This window comes from Nitratireductor alexandrii (assembly GCF_004000215.1).
In the GTDB taxonomy this organism is placed as follows: domain Bacteria; phylum Pseudomonadota; class Alphaproteobacteria; order Rhizobiales; family Rhizobiaceae; genus Mangrovimarina; species Mangrovimarina alexandrii.
Genome location: NZ_RBVY01000002.1, coordinates 79,276 through 95,841 on the forward strand (window position 1 = coordinate 79,276; position 16,566 = coordinate 95,841).

The following is a 16,566-nucleotide window of genomic DNA, read 5'->3' on the forward strand; positions in this document are numbered from 1 at the left end:
ACCCCGTCGGGGGATCAGGCCGGCGCCGCCGACAGGCGCGTCGCCCTGTCGACATGTGTCAGCTCTACGTGCGAAGCGTTGTCGCGGCGGGCCTCCCGCTCTGCCGCTTCCCTCAGGCGTTTGGCGGCGGAAATGCGTACCAGTACCGGTTCCCGGTTGATCCGTTCGTCGAGGGCCGCCTGGGCGCCCGCCTGCCACGGCATCTCGGCGCGCGCCCGAGCGGCCGTGGCCTCGATCGCATCGAGCTCGCCCGCCCGCGGCAGGATCTCGAACAGCATGTCGAACAGCGCGTTGCAGACTTCCTGGATCAGCCAGCAGGCGCCCGAATAGCCCATCACCGGCGTGCCGGTATGCCGGCGCACGATCGCGCCCGGATAGGAGAGCTGGATGAACTTCCCGCGCGCGCCCGCTTCGGCCATGTACATGCGCTCGTTGAAGGAGCCGAACATCACCATGGGCGGCCTGCTCGCGATCAGTTCCGCCACTTGCGGATTGTCGGTCTTGGTCCCCGCCTTGCGCGCGACGGCAAAGGCGCAGGGCAGGCCCATTTCCTCTTCGAGGAAATTTTGAATGCCGCGCACATAGGTCTCGTTGGCGACGACGGCGAAATTGGCCGTGGCGAAGAAGTCCTGGGTTACCGAGCGCCACAGATCCCACAGCGGTTTCAGCGTGGTGTGCTTTTCCCTGGCGATGAACGGCTCCGGATCGAGCTCCAATATCTCGCCCAGCGAACGCAGGAAGGCGGTGGTCGAATGAATGCCGATCGGCGCCTGCAGATAGGGCCGGTCGAGGGTTTCGCACAAAAGCCGCCCGAACTCGCGATAAAGGCAGATATTGGCCTGGGCGTCGGCCAGTTTGCGCACGTCCTCCACGTGGCTGCCGAGCGGGAAGATCATGTTGATCTCCGCGCCGATGCCTTCCACGAGGCGCCGGATTTCGTGCAGGTCGGAGGGCATGTTGTAGGTGCCGTAGATCGGGCCGACAATATTGACCTTCGGCTTGGCGCCGTCCTTGCGGCCACGCGGTTTGGGCACGCGTTTCGGCCCGAATTCGCTCCACAGCCATTTGAGCGCCCGGTCCGCGCTCTGCCATTGGTCCTCGTCGATGGTCCGCGGCAGGAAGCGCTTGATATTCGTGCCTTCCGGCGTGACGCCGCCACCGATCATCTCGGCGATCGAGCCGGTGACCACAACGGCGGGAAGGTCGGCATCCAGCGCCTCGCGGGCCCGTTTCATCGCCGCTTCCGTGCCATGCTGGCCGAGTTCGTCTTCCGACAGACCGCTGACCACGATCGGCAGTTCATGCGGCGGCAGGGCGTCGGTGTAGTGCAGCACCGAGGTGACCGGCAGGTTTTCGCAGCCGACCGGTCCGTCGATGATGACCTGCAGCCCCTTGACGGCAGTGAACACATAAACACTGCCCCAGTAACCGCCGGCCCGGTCGTGGTCGAGGATTAGCATCCCACGCTCTCCCCGTTGTCGACCGCGTTCTGCGACACACGGACCTTTTTGGCGTATTTCGCCCGATAGCTGCTCTTGTCCTGCGGCACGTCCTGCCAAATGCCGGCCGTGTCGCCCTGACCGACGCCTTCGAAGAAATGCTGCATCTTGACGAAGCGGTCCTTGTTGGCGATCGCGGTGGAAATCACCCCCGGCAAAGAGCCGGTTCCGGCCGGGCCCATCAGCGGGCGGGCGGAAATGAGATTGGTGAAATAGAGCGCCGGTGTCGCGCGTTCCTTGGCCTTTTGAACGACCGGCGTGGTGCCGATGGCCAGGTCGGGCCGGTATTCCTCGAACGCGGCCAGATCCTGCTCCAGCGATGCCCGGAACCGGACCTCGACACCATGGGCCTCGAGCCACTCGGCATCGGCTGCGTTGTAGGGCGTCTTCGGGCAGGCGGTGCCGACATAACGCAGATCCGCGCCAAGCTCCGTCAGCAGCCGCCCGACCAGGAGTTCGGACCCTTCGTAGCCGGACAAGGTGATGCGGCCGTCGATCCTGTTGTCGCCAAGCGTCGCCGAAATGGCGCCATGCATGGCGTTGCGGCTGAGATTGATCTTGTCCGCGGCAATGCCGCACGCCTCGCCGATGGCCGACAGCCAGGCATCGGTGCCGTGCAGGCCGATGGGCGCCGAGCCGACGATCTTGCGTCCCGCGGCCTCGAATTCCCGGAAGGTCGCGGTGTAAAAGGGATGCAGGCCGGCCACGGCGGCGCAGTCGAGCGCCGCGTAAAGCTCGCGCCATTCGCGCACCGGAACGGTGGGGCCGGCGGCCAGACCCATCGGCTCCAGCATGGCCCCGATCACCATCGGATCGGCCGGAAACATTTCCCCCACCAGAGCGACCGTGGGCTTGTCCGTTAGGCCGTCGCGCGGTGGCAGAACCGGCCCGTCCATGGCCTCCTTGCGCGCATAGGCGAGCATGGCGCCGGACAGGACGTCCTTGGCTTCGGCATGGGTCGGCACGCCGAAACCCGGAACGTCGATACCAACGATGCGCACGCCGTCGATCGCCTTGGGCAGCATCCGCAGCGGCACACCGGAAGCGGTCGGGACGCACAGATTGGTGACGATGACGGCGTCGAACCGCGCCGGATCCGCCATCTTGTGCACGGCCTCGACGATGTCCTCGTAGAGCTTGCCGGTCACCAGGGTCTCGGAGTTGAACGGCACATAACCGACCGAACGCTTGGCGCCGTAGAAATGGGAGGTGAAGGTCAGCCCGTAGACGCAGCAGGCCGACCCCGACAGGATCGTCGCCACCCGGCGCATGCGCAGACCGACCCGCAGCGAGCCGAAGGCCGGGCACATGGATTGCGGCTGGTCGTGAGGCCCCTTGGGATAATCGCTTTCGTAGCGGTCCATCAGGTCTTGGTTGCCCGCGGCCCGCGCCGCGGCTTTCGACAGCTCCGTGCCGCCATGGCAGCCGGCGGAGTGCGCCGCGGCACGACCGCCCGGTTCAGCCGCCGCGCTTTCGCGGGGCGCGGCGGTTCCGACGGCTTGCATCTCCAAGTGCTTCGCGTGTGTGTTCATAATCCCGTCCGGTTGTTAAACCGTGTCGTAAATCACCTCGAGCGACGGCCTGTCGGCGGCGCCGGCCGCGCACATGTCCTCGGGGGTGGCCGGTGTCAGCTGGTAGTCGGCGCCGGTTTCGCTGGCATCGAAAAGAGCCAGCAGCCCGTCCTGATCGAGCGGTTCCGGCAGCACCGGCGGAGCCTCGGCCAGATTGACGGACAAGGTCTCGAACAGCGGTGCCCAGGTGCCGCCCGGCATGCCGATGATCTGATAATTCGCGCTTTTGCGGCGAATGTCCTCGTCTTGGGGAATGGCCGCCAGAACCGGAATGCCCACGGCCTTGGCGAAGGCCTGGGCCTCGCCGGTGCCGTCGTCCTTGTTGACGACCAGGCCGGCCACGCCGACATTGCCGCCGAGCTTGCGGAAATACTGGACCGCCGAGCACACATTGTTGGCGACATAAAGCGATTGCAGATCGTTTGAACCGACGACCACCACCTTCTGGCACATGTCGCGCGCGATCGGCAGGCCGAAGCCGCCGCAGACCACGTCGCCGAGGAAGTCGAGCAGCACATAGTCGAAATCCCAGTCGTGGAACCCCAGTTTTTCAAGGGTTTCGAAGCCGTGGATGATGCCGCGGCCGCCGCAGCCGCGGCCGACTTCCGGGCCGCCCAGCTCCATGGCGAAGACACCGTCGCGCTTGAAACAGACATCCGAGACGGTCACCTCGCTGCCGGCTTCCTTTGCCGAGGAGGCGGTCTGGATGATCGTCGGGCAGGCGCGACCGCCGAACAGCAGCGATGTTGTGTCGCTTTTCGGATCGCAGCCGATCAGCAGCACTTTCTTGCCGAGCTGGGCGAGCATGTAGGAGAGGTTGGCGAGGGTGAAGCTCTTGCCGATGCCGCCCTTGCCGTAAATGGCAATGATCTGGGTTTCTTTGGTGACCGGTCCCGTGGCCGGTGGGTCCGGCTCGATGGCGGCCTCCTCGCGCAGGAAGTCTTCCATCCGGTAGTGCTGGCTGGTCGGGTTTTCCAGGGTCATGCGGCTTTCCTCCAGTCGATCACCATTTTCAGGCAGGCCGGATCGGCGAACGCGGTCCGGTAGGCCCTGTGCGCCTCGGACGGCGGGGCGCGATGCGTGACAAGGTCCTTGAGCGACAGCCGGCCAGTCGCCACGAGATCCAGCACGGCATGGATGTCTGCCGGTTTGAATTCCGCGGCCAGCAGGATCGAGATCTCACGCATGAACGCGGGGGGGAAGTCGAAGCTCACGCGGTCGCCGTAAAATCCCGCCAGCACCAGTTCCCCGCCTTTGTCGAGCCTGGCAATGGCCGGATCGAGCGCGGTCCGGTTGCCGCTGGCGTCGACGATGCACTTGCAACTCGCGCGGATGGCAGGCGATGCCGGGTCGAGAACGTCGTAATCCGTGGCGCCGGTGCGCCGGTCCGCAGACGTCTCCAGAACCTGGAGCGATGCCGCTCCGAGCGCCTGCGCGACCCGCGCAATCAACCGACCGAGAACGCCGTGGCCGACAATGAGGTCCACCGGGCCGCTGGCCCGCCGGACCGCACGATGCGCCGTCGCCGCCAGCGCCAGAAGAACCGCGTCCTCGGTGAAATCGTCCCCGACCGGGACCGTCCGCGCGCCGGGCAGAACGAGCCGGTCGGCCGAAGCGCCGAATAGGCCGGCCGCTCCCTCGAAGCAGCTCGCCCCTGGAACGAAGACGGTCTCGCCGGCCGTACGTCCGGATTCAGGGCCGGCCTCGATGATGCGCGCGACGGATTCGTAGCCGGGGACCAGTGGATAGGCCAGGCCGGGGAAGGCCGGCATGGAGCCGTCGAACAGCAGTTTTTCCGTGCCGGTCGAGACGCCGCTCATGATGGTTTCGACGACCACGTCGGCACGTTTCGGCGCGCTCAGCGCGAGGCGCTTGACCCGCAGCGCGCCGGGCTTTTCGAAAACGATTGCCGTGGTGTCCAATTTCATGCCTCCCGCAGCCGGGGTTTGGCGGCTCACGATATGTCATTGTAAGTTGACGCATGTGAGTGTCAATTAAAATTTACAGTCACATTGGTGGGAAACGGCGGATCCGTCGCTTGCGAGACGGGCATTGCAGTCGTTTAACGTTCGGCGAACACCAGCGTGGCCAGGAGGGGATTGGGCGTTGCGACCGTATGCGGGCGTCCGAAGCCGGCTTGTACCAACAATCCCTTGATTGCCGTGTCCGTCCTGCACCGGCCGGAGCCCATGGCGAGGAAGTAGAGGCTGAAATAGACCGCGGCGAGCTGCGCGCCCTCGCTTGGTCCGGCCATCGCCTCGGCAATCATCACGCGTGTGCCCGGCGCCAGGCTGCGATGCAGATTGTTCAAAATGGCGAGGGCCCGCGCGTCGTCGTGATCGCACAGAATGCGAATCAGGCAGACGCAGTCCGCGGTTGCGGGGATCGGATCCGCGGCAAAATCTCCGCTGTGCAGTTCGCTGCGTGCGCCCAGGGGTTTCGCGCTCAGATTCCGGCGGGCGAGCTCCGCGACGGGCGGCAGCTCGAACAGGTGCAGCGCGAGATGCGGATGGGCCGCCGCGGCGGTCGCCAAAAATGTGCCGTCACCGCCGCCGACATCCATAATGGACTTGTAGTGGCCGAAATCATGGGCGGCGAGAATGCAGTCGGCGAGCATGGACTGGCTTGCCTGCATGAGGCCGGAATAGGACGCCGCGCGGTCCGGATCGATGGCGCCCGGCTTTTCGTTGCGAGCATAGGCCCAAAACCGCTTCAATTGCGTGTCGGTCTCCGGTGCTCTGAGCAGCGTCGCCGGATCGGCCAGATCCTGGTAGAGCATGTCGTGATGAGCGATCATGGCCGCGATGCCGGGATCGGTCGCCACGACGACGCCGGCGTCGTCCAGTATCCACCCGTCCGTCTCGGCCTGCCTGACCAGGCCGAGGCGCGCGGCTTGCTCCAGCAGCAGCCGCATCCGGGCCTCCGGCAGGTCGCAGCGCTCGGCCAGCTCCGCGGTCTTCAGGCTGCGATCGCGCAGATGATCGAAGACGCGAAGCTTCACGCAGGCGGCCAGAACCTGCGAATGGACGAACCCGGCCGTAAGTCTGAACAGCGCATTGGCTTTTTTGTTGGCGAGCCATTTCGTGGCCGGAAAACGCTGTATCCGGCTGCGAAATTCAGGAGAGCCCAGCAAGGCGTTGCGCCATTGGCGTATCCGCAGGCCAAGGCCGCGCACGGCGGATCTGTCGGGCGCCAAGCCTTTTGTCGGGCGCGTCTCGGCCTTTTGCGGGCGTGTTGTGACGCGCTCCGACATCGCGCGGCGTCAGGCGGCGCTTGCCGCCAGTTTTGCCGGCATGAGCCGTTTTGCTTCCTTGTGGATCATGGCGCGCAGCATGCCGGCGCCTTCGCAGTCCGGCACGTTGTCCGCCGCCTGGTCAACCAGGTCCAGAAGTCGTTTCAGGGCGCCTTCGACGCCCAGTTCCGCGACCAGATTGGGCCGGCCGTTCAGCCTGTCCTGGCCGACGGGCTTGCCCATGCTTCCGCTCTCGTCCATCGCGTCGTAGAGGTCGTCGGCGACCTGGTAGGCGGCACCCAGGGCATCGGCCAGAGCGTACCAGTCGAGCGGATTGCCTTCCGAAGACAGCGCGCCGGTGGAGACGGCGCCGGTGAAAAGCGATGCGGTTTTTGCGCGGTGATAGGCGGCGATATTGATTTTCGGTTCGCTTTCCCAGGCCTGGCCGGCGACCAGCCCGTAGGGCGAGCCGACAGCGTTGGCGACGGTGGAGATGAGGCGGGCGGTCAGGTGCGGCGCGTGCAGCGTTTCGCGGGCAATGGTTTCGAACGCGGCCACGATCAGGCCGTCTCCGACCAGAAGCGCGATTTCCTCGCCATACTCCTTATGGACGGAAGCCTTGCCGCGGCGGGTGGCGGCGTTGTCGAAACAGGGCAGGTCGTCATGAACCAGCGAGGCGCAATGCAGCAGTTCGATGGCGCTGGCCGAGGCTGTGGCGACGCGGGGGTTGCGATCGCCGCACGCCAGTGCGACGGCGAGGCAGAGGCGCGGCCGAATGCGCGCGCCGCCGGGAAAGACCGCGTAGCGCAACGCGCCGGCGAGTTTTTGCGGGCAGCCATTTGCGGTGGCGTAGCGGATGGCAGTTTGCATCCCGGTTTCGATGCGTTCCGACAGGTCCATGGGGCCGCTCCCTGTTTTTGACATGGATGTCAACTTTAATTGACGATACACTGTCAATATAAAGTGACGAAATGCGGGTAAATGTCAACGTCGGAGCGCTGCATGCGAAGACGAGCACCGAAGCACAGGGTCGTGGTTGTCGGGGCCGGGATCGGCGGCATCGCGGCCGCCCTGAGGCTGGCTGCGGCCGGATGCTCGGTGCTGGTTCTGGAGGCCTCGGATGCGCCGGGCGGCAAGCTGCGCCAGGTGCGGGCCGGCGGGCGGATGTTCGACGCGGGTCCGACCGTCCTCACCATGAAATGGGTCTTCGACGATCTGTTGAAGGACTGCGGCACCTGCCTGGACGACGAACTGGCGCTGGAAAAGGCCGATCTGCTGGCGCGACATTACTGGCGGGACGGCGCCTGCCTCGATCTGCACGCGGACCCGGGCAGGAATGTCGAAGCCATTCGGGCTTTTGCCGGCGATCGCGAGGCGGAAGGCTTTCAGAGATTTGCCGCCGACAGCCGCCGGGTTTTCGATCTGCTGAAAACCACCTTCATCGACGCGACCCGCCCCAATCCGGTAAGCCTTTCCTGGCGGATCGGCATGACGAAGCCGGGCGCTCTGTTCGCCCTCAAACCCTTTTCCACGCTTTGGTCGGTTCTTGGCGACTATTTTTCGGATCCGCGTCTCAAGCAGCTCTTCGCCCGTTACGCCACCTATTGCGGTTCCTCGCCCTATCTCGCCCCGGCGACCCTGATGCTGGTCGCGCATGTGGAGCAGACCGGTGTCTGGATCCCGAAAGACGGCATGCACGCCCTGGCGCGGCGGTTGGTTGATCTGGCTGCCGGTCTCGGCGTGGAAATTCGATACGCGGCCCGTGTCGAAACCATCGTGACGGCTGCAGGCGGGACGCGCGTTGCCGGTGTCAGCCTGTCGGGTGGAGAAACCGTCCCGGCCGAGCAGGTGGTCTTCAACGGCGATGTGGCCGCCTTGGCGCAGCTTCTCGGGCGGCCGGAAAGACCGCGTAGAGGTGGCAATCCCGCTCAACGGTCCCAATCCGCGCTGGTCGTCTGCGCTCCGGCGCGGCCGCAGGGGGTGCCGCTTGCCCACCATACGGTGTTTTTTTCCGATGCCTATGAAGCCGAGTTCGACGCCGTTTTCGAACGGCGGGCGCCACCGGACGACCCGACGGTTTACGTCTGCGCGCAGGACCGTACCGGCGGCGGTGTCGCAGGGCCGGCCGCCGCGACGGCCGAGCGCATCTACTGTTTGATGAACCTGCCGGCGGACGGCGACCGGCACGACTATTCCGAAAGCGAGTTGGATCGATGCCTGACAGCGATGGACCGCCGGCTGGCGGCAAACGGATTGGTGCTGCGACGCAACCGGCAGGCCCAGGTTCTGAGCGCGCCGGACCTTTTCGATCGTCTCTATCCGGCGACGGGCGGCGCCCTTTACGGCCGGGCATCGCACGGCTGGATGGCCTCGTTCAACCGTCCGGGCGCCCGCGCTGCGTTGCAGGGGCTGTACCTGGCAGGCGGCAGCGTCCACCCGGGGCCGGGCGTGCCGATGGCGGCGCTGTCGGGCAAGATCGCGGCCGACTGCCTGTTGGCCGACCTTGCTTCGACCGGCCGGTTCCGCCCGGCGGCTACTGCTGGTGGTATGCGGACGCGACCAGCGACTGCGGACAGTTCGCGCTGACGGTGATTGCCTTTATCGGTTCGGTATTCTCGCCCTATTATCACTGGGCCGGGCGTAAGGCTCCGCAGGATCACGTCGCGTTCAATGTCGCCTTGTACCGGCCTGGCGGGAACGGTTGGGCGATGACGGAACGCGGGCGCAAAAGTCTTTTGCGGACGCCGCAGAGACTGTGCATCGGCAACAGCCGCCTCGACTATGCCAAGGACGGCGACGGGCTTGAGATCCAGTTCGACGAGATGGCGCTGCCCTGGCCCGGGCAGCGCCTGCTGCCGACGCGCATCTCGGGAGCGATCCGCATTGAGCCGGAAATACGAAACCATGTCGTCATCGAGCTCGATCCGCACGGGCATCACCGCTGGTGGCCGGTCTTTCCGCGGGCCAGGATCAGCGTTGAAAGCGATTTCTTTCCCGGTGGCGGCTGGCAAGGCGAGGCCTATCACGACTTCAACGCGGGTGACCGACCCCTCGAAACCGACTTTGACGGCTGGGACTGGGCACGCGGGCAGGTTGGGTCCGAGGCGGCCGCGATCCTCTACGATGCGGTTTTGAAGGACGGCCGACGGCGTACCCTTGGCCTGTCTTTTTCGACCGATGGCACGGCTGCCGACTTTACGCCGCCGCCGCGTCACCCGCTTCCACGCGGCCTGTGGGGCGTTGGCGGCGGAATCGGCTGTGACGCCGGGGCTTTGCCGCAGCTGTTGTGCAGGCTGGAGGACACGCCTTTTTACAGCCGCGCGCTCGTGCGCACGTCGCTTGAGGGCGTGCCGGTGACCATGGTTCACGAAGCGCTGAACTGCAGGCGGCTGGCCAATCCAATGGTCCGGCTGATGTTGCCCTTCCGCATGCCGCGTCGGACTTCGGCCTAGTCGGTTTTCTTGTCCGCCTGCCGTTGCCGTTCGCGGGCGCGGGTCTTGTCGCGCGCCTTTTTCAGGTCATGCCGCTGCCAGAGGTAAAAGGCGACGGCAAGGCCGAAAACCAGGGCCACTTCGATCAGGCCGAAATAAGCCTCAAACAAGGCCGGACGCTTTCTCCCGGGCCTCGAGGCGGCGGAACCGCCGCTCGTCTCGGGTCTGTGCCTGGAGCCGCATGATGATGGTCAGGAAGCGGCCCGGATCGGCGCGATCGGCCGCTATTCGCGACGGCGCGCGCGAAAACGCGTCCGCCGCCGCGGCGACCAGTTCGGCCGCCGCTGGATCCGCGGCGGCGCCCAGCAGCCTTGCCGACGAGGTCGGGCCGCTCGGGGCCGGCCCTTGGGCCCGCAGCATCAGCGCAAGCTTTCCGCCGAGCTTGATATGCGCGCGGCGGGAGACGCTGTCATAGCCGTTGGCGGCGATTGCGGCCCCGATTTCCTCGTAAACCAGTGCCGCCGTGCGAATGGCCGGGCGGCATCTGGCCGGCAGAGCCGCGATCCCGGCATGACCCAGCCGGTAATGGTGCGCCGCTTCCCCGACGAGGCGCTGCACCACCTCGCCGAGCGCCGGCGAGAACCGGGGAGCCCGCAGGAAACGCTCCGCATCCACACCCGCAGCCTCGAGCCAGTCGGCGGGCAGATAAAGCCGGCCAAGGCGCGCATCCGCGCCGACATCGCGGGCAATGTTGGTCAGTTGCATCGCGATGCCGAGATCGGCCGCGCGCGCCAGGGCTTGCCTGTCGCCGGTTCGCATGACCAGCGCCATCATCAGGCCGACGGTCGAGGCGACGCGGGTCGCGTAGGTCTTGACCTCGGCGATCGTCCGGTAGCGCCGGTTGGCGATGTCCATGGCAAAGCCGTCCAGCAGTGCCAACGGCACGGTTTTGGGGATCGCATAGGCCGCCACGGTGCGCGCGAAGGCCCGGTCGCAGGCATAGGCGGCCGGCGTACCGCGATAGATCAGGTCGAGCCGGACGCGCAGCCGGTTCAGTGCCAGCCGGTTCGCGCGCGGATCGTCGATCAGGTCGTCGGCATGGCGGCAGAACGCGTAGAGCGCCTGAGCGGCCTGACGGGTTTCCCGTGGCAGGATCATGGAGGCCAGGTGAAAGGATTTCGAGCCTTTGCGGATAGCTGCCGCACAGGCGCCGAGATCCGTTTGGTGCCCGCAAAACCCGTAAGCCTGGCCGCGGGACCAGGCAGGCCCCGATGGCGCGGGCGCCGCGGCGCCCTCGAGCCGGCCCGTGTCGATCGCGCTCATGGTCGTCCTCTGCGTTGCGGCCCGGGCTGCGCGGACGCGGCGAACCGCGCCGGGTCCGGCGCGAGATCGGCGACGATCCGCGCGGAGCAGACCACCCCGGGCAGGCCCGCGCCGGGATGGGTTCCGGCGCCGCACAGATAGAGGTTGTCGAGTTCCTCGCTCTTGTTGTGCGGGCGAAACCACGCGCTTTGAAACAGCTTGGGTTCGAGCGAAAAGGCGGCGCCTTGCCATGAATGCAGACGGTCGCGGAAATCGACCGGGGTCGTGATGCGCGATGTGACGATATGCCGGCGCAGATCGGGCAGCAGCGTTTCTTCCAGGCGCGCGGCGATCCGGTCGCGATAGGCCAGTGCCTTTTCGCTCCAGTCGGTGGTGCCGGCGAGATTGGGCACTGGGCTCAGCACGTAGAACGCGTCGCAGCCCTTCGGGGCCACCGAGGGGTCGTTTGCGGAAGGGCGATGCAGATAAAGGCTGAAATCGCGGGCAAGCCGCTTGCTGCCGAAAATATCGTTCAACAGGCCGCGATAACGCGGTCCGAAAAGCATGGTGTGGTGACCGACATCGTCGAAACGGCGGTCGGTGCCGAAATACCAGACGAACAGGCTCATGGAATAGTCGCTGCGGCGGATCTTTTTGTCCGTCCAGCGCTTGCGCGGCAGGTTTTTCAGCAGCCGGCCATAGGTCACGGCGGGATCGCAGTTCGACACGACGATATCGGCGGCGACCGTTTCACCGCCGGCCAGACGGACGCCGGTCGCGTTGCGTCCGCTCGTCAGGATGGTTTCGACCGTTTGCCCGAGACGGATCGTGCCGCCGTTGCGCCTGACGAGACCGGCCATGCCGTCGACCAGCGCGTTGGTGCCGCCCAGGACGTAATGGACGCCGTGCTTGCTCTCCAGATGCGCGATCAGACAGTAGAACGACGTTGCCGTGAACGGATTGCCGCCGATAAGCAGCGGATGGAAGGAAAAGACGGTTCGCAGTTTGGGATGCCGGAAATGCCGCGAAACCACCGAATAGACCGAGCGGTAGCCGCCGAGCCGCACGAGCTTGGCAAGCGCGCCGGCGGTGAAGAACTTGCTGTGAAACGGCCGGTCGGCGAACCGCAGGAAGGCGATGTCGTAGATGCGCCGGCTTTCCGCCATGAAACTGCGGTAGCCGGCGACATCCTCCGGTGAGATCTTCCCGATCTCGGCTTCCATCGCCGCTCGGTCGCCGCAATAGCTGAACACCGTGCCGTCGTCGAAGCGGATTTTGTAGAACGGGGTGTTGGGTCGGATATCGAGATCGTCCTTCAGGGACGCGCCGCAATCGGCCCATAATTGTTCGAACAGCCAGGGAGCGGTGATGATGGTCGGGCCGGCATCGAAGGTGAAGCCGTCCTGCCGGTAGGCATAGGCGCGTCCGCCAGGCGCGTCGAGCGGGTCGAATATGGTGACGCGGTAGCCGCGCGCCGCCAGAAGCGCGCCGGCCGCGAGGCCGCCGACGCCGGCGCCGATGACGACGGCATGGGGCTTGTCCCGCGCCCCGGGGGAGGAAGCGCTGCTGGCGAAGCGTTGGGCGATGTTCATGCCGCATCCACTCCGCTCGAATGGCGTTCGCGCAAGGCGTCGTCGATCCAGGCGTGAACGCGTTCGGGATCGCACTCGTGCAGCAGGTGGCCGCCGGTATCGCTGAGGGTCAGGCGCGCGTCCCGGGCGAGGGCGGCGGCGTTTTGGGAACTTGTCGCCGGCACCATGGGGTCGTCGCGGGCGGCGAGCAGCGCGAGCCGGACCGGCAGGCGGCGCAGCAGGGATGGAAGCTGTTCCAGGTCCCAGGAGGCCATCATGCCGAGCGCGCCGCGCACGTGCCCGGACGACCCCAGCAGCAGCCGGTAGATCGCCTCGCCCTCGGGACCGATCCGCGAGCCGGTTGCCGCGAGGAGATTGCTGCCGAGCGGGGTCGTCTTGGCCAGAAGCGAGAACATCGAAGCCGACAGGGGATTGGCAAACAGCGCCTTTGCCATGGGCGACAGCAGCCGGTTGCCGCGGATCGGTTTGAGGGCGCCGTTGACGCTGAAAACCATCCGCGGCCGATCGACGGACCCGTCCTTGTGCCGCGCGGCAGCGGCCGCGAGGGAGAGCCCGATCACCGCTCCGGCCGAATGGCCGAGAACCAGTTGCGGCCGGATATGAAGATGCTGAAGCAGACCGCCGATGGCCGCGGTCATGCCTGACAGCGACAGATCCGCCGCCGATTCCGGTCGGGTGAAACCGTGGCAGGGCAGGTCCGGCACGACCAGGCGAAAACGGTCCTGCAGCAACGGCACGAGCGCGCGCCAGGAAAAGGACGCCGCCCCTGTGCCGTGAAGCAGGACGAATGCCGGGGCCTGATCCGGGCCGAACATCTGCACGTGCCAGCGATAGCCGCCGGTCGAGACAAACAGGCTCGCCTGGCGGTGCGGCCATATCCGGCCGTCCGTCTCCCAGGCGAGCCAGGTTCGCTGCGCCGTCACGAGCGCGCCTCCTCCAGCGATGTGTTCACCACCTCGCACATATGGCTTGCATCCGCGTGGCGCAGGACATGCAGCTCGGCGGCCATGGTTTCGGCCAGGCTGGCAACTGCCGCGCGCGGGCGCCGCGCAATGTCGATGCACACCGACCGGATATCTTCGCCGCGGCAGCGTGTTGCAATGCGCGTCAGCTGTTGTGCGGCAAGTGCCCGGTCCGCACTGCCGTCCAGCGCGACGTTGCCGCTGCCGTCGGTCAGCAACACCAGAACGGGCGTGCTGCCCTGGCGGCGCACGGCGAGGGCCATGTCCAGGCCCCGTTCCAGTCCGGCCGCAAGCGGGGTGGGGCCACCGCCGGGCAGGCCGGCAAGCTTGCGCTTGGCCATCACCAGCGACCGGGTCGGCGGCAGGACGGTGTCCGCGCCCGCGCCGCGGAAGGCGATCATGGCGACCTCGTCCCGGCGCACGTAGCAGCGTGAGAGCAACTGCTCGATCGCGCCCTTGGTTTCGCCCAGGCGCTCGAGTGCGGTAGAGCCGGACGCGTCCACGAGGAAAATCGCCGTTGACGGTGTCTCGTGGCGCAGACGCCGATAGCGGTAGTCGTCCCGCGTGATCAGCGTGCGCGGTTGCTTGCCGCCAGCGGGCCCTCTGTGCAGCCTGGACGCCACAAGCTGGCGCTGCCGGTTGCGCAGAGCCTGCCACGGAGCGGCCGCGCGCAGCGTTGCGATCACGTTCGGCCGCGCGTCCCGATAGGGCGCGGAGCGGACGGTCGAGACGGGCCTGCCGCGGCGCGCTTGCTTGTGCGCTGCTCCGGACTTGCCCGCACGCGCGCGCGGCGAACGCACGGTGGTGCTGGACGTGAAATCCGGCAGGCCGGCAATCGTTCCGGCTTCAACGGCGGCCAGAAGCTCGCCGAGGTCGGCGAGGCTGGACGGGCCGTCCTCGGGCGGCGCGTGTCGATCCTGCGGCGGGTCTGAATCGCGCGCCGAATGGGCGATGTCCTGAGGCGGCGGATCGCCCGCCCGCGTCTCGGCGCTTTCGGGCGCGGCCTGTTGCCGTGGCGTGAGCGTGACGCCGAGACACAGCCGCAGGGCGGTCAGGACGTCTTTTTCGCTGACACGGGACCGGCCGTCGAGCCAGGTCAGGATGCGGCAGGCGGTTACGAGATGGCGCAGCGTGCGCAGGGACCGGGCGCCGGCGGCGCAGGCAAGGTCGGAGAAGAGCCGGACCAGATCGTCGCTGGCCGTAACTGTCTCAAACGCCACCGGAGAGGGGGAGGCCGCGGAGGCAGGCGCGGCGACAGACGCGACCTGGCTCCAGGCAACCGCATTCAGGTCGACGATCAGGCCGAGACGGTCCGTCAGCGCTTGCGGCGGGCTTTCGTCGGGGCCGGCGCTTTCGTCGACCGCGATGACCTGGAACCGCGCATTTTCGCGTTCGCTCCGGTTGGCGGACCGTCCGGCTTTGGCGCAGCTTCCCGTGTCCATGGCCTCGCCGAGCAGGGCCGCCGCCGGCGCTTCCAGCCGCTCGGCCATGGGCACGAGCAGCACGCCCCGGTCCGCCCTGGCCAGCAATCCTGGCTGGGTGACAAGGCGCCCCGCCAAAGCCGTTGCTGGAAAGTCGATACTGCCGGTGAGCGCGGACAGGCACACGCCGGCGGGTACGCGAACCCAACCCGCGCCGGGATCGAGCAGGGCGCCGAGATGGTTGAGATAGGTCTCCCGCACACCGCCGGCCCTGGCCTTCAGCCACAGACCACCGATCCCGGGCCCGCCGGCCGCGAGGATTTTTGCCGCCACAAGAGCATCCTGCCACGGGTCGGGCGCGGCCGTTTCGGAGCCCTGCATGGAGGCGAGCTCATCCATGTCCGGCCCCGGCGGCGACGGCGGCGACGGCGCGTTCGATCCGCGGTGCGCTGCCGGCATCGTCGAGCGGATCGCGGCGCAGCCTGTGGCACAGCACCATCGGCGAGATGTCGGAGACGTCGTTCCAGTCGACCTGCGGCCGTCCGTCTAGCGCGGCCGCAGCCCGGCAGGCGCGCATCAACGTCAGTTCGCCGCGCATGCCGTCTATGCCCAGGCTCATGCAGAGCTGCGACATACGTGTCAGCACATGGTCGGGGATGTCGACCTGCCGGAGTATCTTCCGGGCCTTGACGACCCGGTTGCGGATGGAGGCGTCCTTGCGCGACCAGCGTTGGCAGAAGGCAACGGGATCGGCTTCATAGGCGTCCCGGCGGCGGATCACCTCGATGCGCTGATCCAGCTCGTCAATGGTTTTGATGTCGACGCTGAGGCCGAACCGGTCGAGCAGTTGCGGCCTGAGATCACCCTCTTCCGGATTGCCGCTGCCGACAAGGGCAAAACGGGCCGCGTGGCGGACGCTCAACCCTTCGCGTTCGACAACATTGACACCCGACGCGGCGGCATCCAGCAGCAGGTCGACAAGGTGGTCCTCCAGGAGATTGACCTCGTCGATATAGAGGAAGCCTTGATTGGCGGCAGCCAGCAGGCCGGGCTCGAAATCCTTTTGCCCGGCCACGAGCGCCTTTTCCAGATCGAGCGCGCCGCAGATGCGGTCTTCCGTTGCGCCGAGCGGCAGATCGATCATCGGGGTGCGGATTTTGACGATTCGCGCAGGTTTTCCACCGTCCCGCGGGGTGCACACCGGGCAGGCCGCCTGCGGCTCTGCGGGCGTGCAATTGAAGCGGCAGCCGCTTCTCGTCTCGATCTTCGGCAGCAGCTCGGCCAAGGCGCGCACGGCCGTGGATTTGCCGGTGCCGCGATCGCCGAAGATCAGGACGCCGCCCAGAAGCGGCTCCACCGCCGCCATCAGCAGGGCTCTTTTCAGATCCTCTTGGGCAACGATGGCCGAGAAGGGAAAGGGGCTGGACATGGCGCCGTCAACCTTGAGTGTCAATATAAATTGACACATTTTGCCACCGGATTGAAGGGGCCGCGTGGTTTTTCTTTCACGCTCGCCGGCCCGCAAGGTCGATCCGTGTGCGGGACGCCCGGCAGCG

14 protein-coding genes are annotated in these 16,566 nt (G+C 66.7%); 2 read left to right on the forward strand and 12 right to left on the reverse strand.

Annotation, left to right across the window (positions count from 1 at the left end; genetic code table 11):
- Positions 1–14: 14 nt before the first annotated feature.
- The 6 genes from bchZ to EP380_RS04105 all read right to left on the reverse strand — a co-directional run bounded on the left by bchZ (position 15) and on the right by EP380_RS04105 (position 7,202).
- Complete coding sequence (gene bchZ / locus EP380_RS04080) at positions 15–1,460, reverse strand: chlorophyllide a reductase subunit Z (protein WP_127596905.1); 1,446 nt, start codon at positions 1,458–1,460, stop codon at positions 15–17.
- Positions 1,454–3,031, reverse strand: a complete 1,578-nt coding sequence (gene bchY / locus EP380_RS04085; protein WP_238719718.1) for a chlorophyllide a reductase subunit Y — start codon at positions 3,029–3,031, stop codon at positions 1,454–1,456. The genes bchZ and bchY overlap by 7 nt, the downstream gene beginning before the upstream one ends.
- Positions 3,032–3,046: 15 nt before the next feature.
- On the reverse strand, positions 3,047–4,054 hold the full coding sequence (locus tag EP380_RS04090) for a chlorophyllide a reductase iron protein subunit X (protein ID WP_238719719.1): 1,008 nt from the start codon (positions 4,052–4,054) through the stop codon (positions 3,047–3,049).
- Positions 4,051–4,992, reverse strand: coding sequence for a chlorophyll synthesis pathway protein BchC (gene bchC, locus EP380_RS04095; RefSeq protein WP_238719720.1), 942 nt, complete (start codon positions 4,990–4,992; stop codon positions 4,051–4,053). The genes EP380_RS04090 and bchC overlap by 4 nt, the downstream gene beginning before the upstream one ends.
- Before the next feature lie 140 nt (positions 4,993–5,132).
- A complete protein-coding gene (locus EP380_RS04100) occupies positions 5,133–6,323 on the reverse strand; it encodes a methyltransferase (protein WP_127596909.1) in 1,191 nt (396 codons plus the stop codon).
- Positions 6,324–6,332: 9 nt separating this feature from the next.
- A complete protein-coding gene (locus EP380_RS04105; RefSeq protein ID WP_127596912.1) occupies positions 6,333–7,202 on the reverse strand; it encodes a polyprenyl synthetase family protein in 870 nt (289 codons plus the stop codon).
- A gap of 102 nt (positions 7,203–7,304) precedes the next feature.
- Between EP380_RS04105 and crtD the strand changes: the two genes are divergently transcribed.
- Both crtD and EP380_RS04115 read left to right on the forward strand, forming a co-directional pair.
- On the forward strand, positions 7,305–8,888 hold the full coding sequence (crtD, locus tag EP380_RS04110) for a 1-hydroxycarotenoid 3,4-desaturase CrtD (protein ID WP_127596914.1): 1,584 nt from the start codon (positions 7,305–7,307) through the stop codon (positions 8,886–8,888).
- A gap of 2 nt (positions 8,889–8,890) precedes the next feature.
- Positions 8,891–9,754, forward strand: a complete 864-nt coding sequence (locus EP380_RS04115; protein WP_238719721.1) for a carotenoid 1,2-hydratase — start codon at positions 8,891–8,893, stop codon at positions 9,752–9,754.
- On the opposite strand, the gene EP380_RS23510 is transcribed toward EP380_RS04115, so the two are convergent.
- From EP380_RS23510 to bchI, 6 genes are read right to left on the reverse strand one after another with little or no spacing between them, the layout of a single operon-like run.
- Positions 9,751–9,903 (reverse strand): hypothetical protein, encoded by a 153-nt coding sequence (locus EP380_RS23510; RefSeq protein WP_164749753.1) that lies wholly within the window; start codon positions 9,901–9,903, stop codon positions 9,751–9,753. The two genes, EP380_RS04115 and EP380_RS23510, sit on opposite strands and share 4 nt — an antisense overlap.
- Positions 9,896–11,056: a phytoene/squalene synthase family protein gene (locus EP380_RS04120; RefSeq protein ID WP_127596916.1), complete on the reverse strand. Its 1,161-nt coding sequence runs from the start codon at positions 11,054–11,056 to the stop codon at positions 9,896–9,898. Before EP380_RS04120 ends, EP380_RS23510 begins: the two co-directional genes overlap by 8 nt.
- Positions 11,053–12,627, reverse strand: coding sequence for a phytoene desaturase (locus tag EP380_RS04125; RefSeq protein ID WP_127596918.1), 1,575 nt, complete (start codon positions 12,625–12,627; stop codon positions 11,053–11,055). Before EP380_RS04125 ends, EP380_RS04120 begins: the two co-directional genes overlap by 4 nt.
- On the reverse strand, positions 12,624–13,550 hold the full coding sequence (bchO, locus tag EP380_RS04130; RefSeq protein ID WP_127596920.1) for an alpha/beta fold hydrolase BchO: 927 nt from the start codon (positions 13,548–13,550) through the stop codon (positions 12,624–12,626). The genes EP380_RS04125 and bchO overlap by 4 nt, the downstream gene beginning before the upstream one ends.
- Positions 13,547–15,409 (reverse strand): VWA domain-containing protein, encoded by a 1,863-nt coding sequence (locus EP380_RS04135; RefSeq protein ID WP_164749754.1) that lies wholly within the window; start codon positions 15,407–15,409, stop codon positions 13,547–13,549. Before EP380_RS04135 ends, bchO begins: the two co-directional genes overlap by 4 nt.
- Positions 15,402–16,439 carry a magnesium chelatase ATPase subunit I gene (gene bchI / locus EP380_RS04140; RefSeq protein WP_127597519.1) on the reverse strand — a complete coding sequence of 346 codons (1,038 nt, stop codon included), beginning with the start codon at positions 16,437–16,439 and terminating at the stop codon, positions 15,402–15,404. The genes EP380_RS04135 and bchI overlap by 8 nt, the downstream gene beginning before the upstream one ends.
- Positions 16,440–16,566 lie beyond the last annotated feature (127 nt).

Bases quoted from the DNA above. Each gene is read 5' to 3' on its own strand.
- bchZ (WP_127596905.1), bottom strand. From the start codon at position 1,460: ATGCTAATCCTCGACCACGACCGGGCCGGCGGTTACTGGGGCAGTGTT.
- bchY (WP_238719718.1), bottom strand. From the start codon at position 3,031: ATGAACACACACGCGAAGCACTTGGAGATGCAAGCCGTCGGAACCGCC.
- EP380_RS04090 (WP_238719719.1), bottom strand. From the start codon at position 4,054: ATGACCCTGGAAAACCCGACCAGCCAGCACTACCGGATGGAAGACTTC.
- EP380_RS04100 (WP_127596909.1), bottom strand. From the start codon at position 6,323: ATGTCGGAGCGCGTCACAACACGCCCGCAAAAGGCCGAGACGCGCCCG.
- EP380_RS04105 (WP_127596912.1), bottom strand. From the start codon at position 7,202: ATGGACCTGTCGGAACGCATCGAAACCGGGATGCAAACTGCCATCCGC.
- crtD (WP_127596914.1), top strand. From the start codon at position 7,305: ATGCGAAGACGAGCACCGAAGCACAGGGTCGTGGTTGTCGGGGCCGGG.
- EP380_RS04120 (WP_127596916.1), bottom strand. From the start codon at position 11,056: ATGAGCGCGATCGACACGGGCCGGCTCGAGGGCGCCGCGGCGCCCGCG.
- EP380_RS04125 (WP_127596918.1), bottom strand. From the start codon at position 12,627: ATGAACATCGCCCAACGCTTCGCCAGCAGCGCTTCCTCCCCCGGGGCG.
- EP380_RS04135 (WP_164749754.1), bottom strand. From the start codon at position 15,409: ATGGATGAGCTCGCCTCCATGCAGGGCTCCGAAACGGCCGCGCCCGAC.
- bchI (WP_127597519.1), bottom strand. From the start codon at position 16,439: ATGTCCAGCCCCTTTCCCTTCTCGGCCATCGTTGCCCAAGAGGATCTG.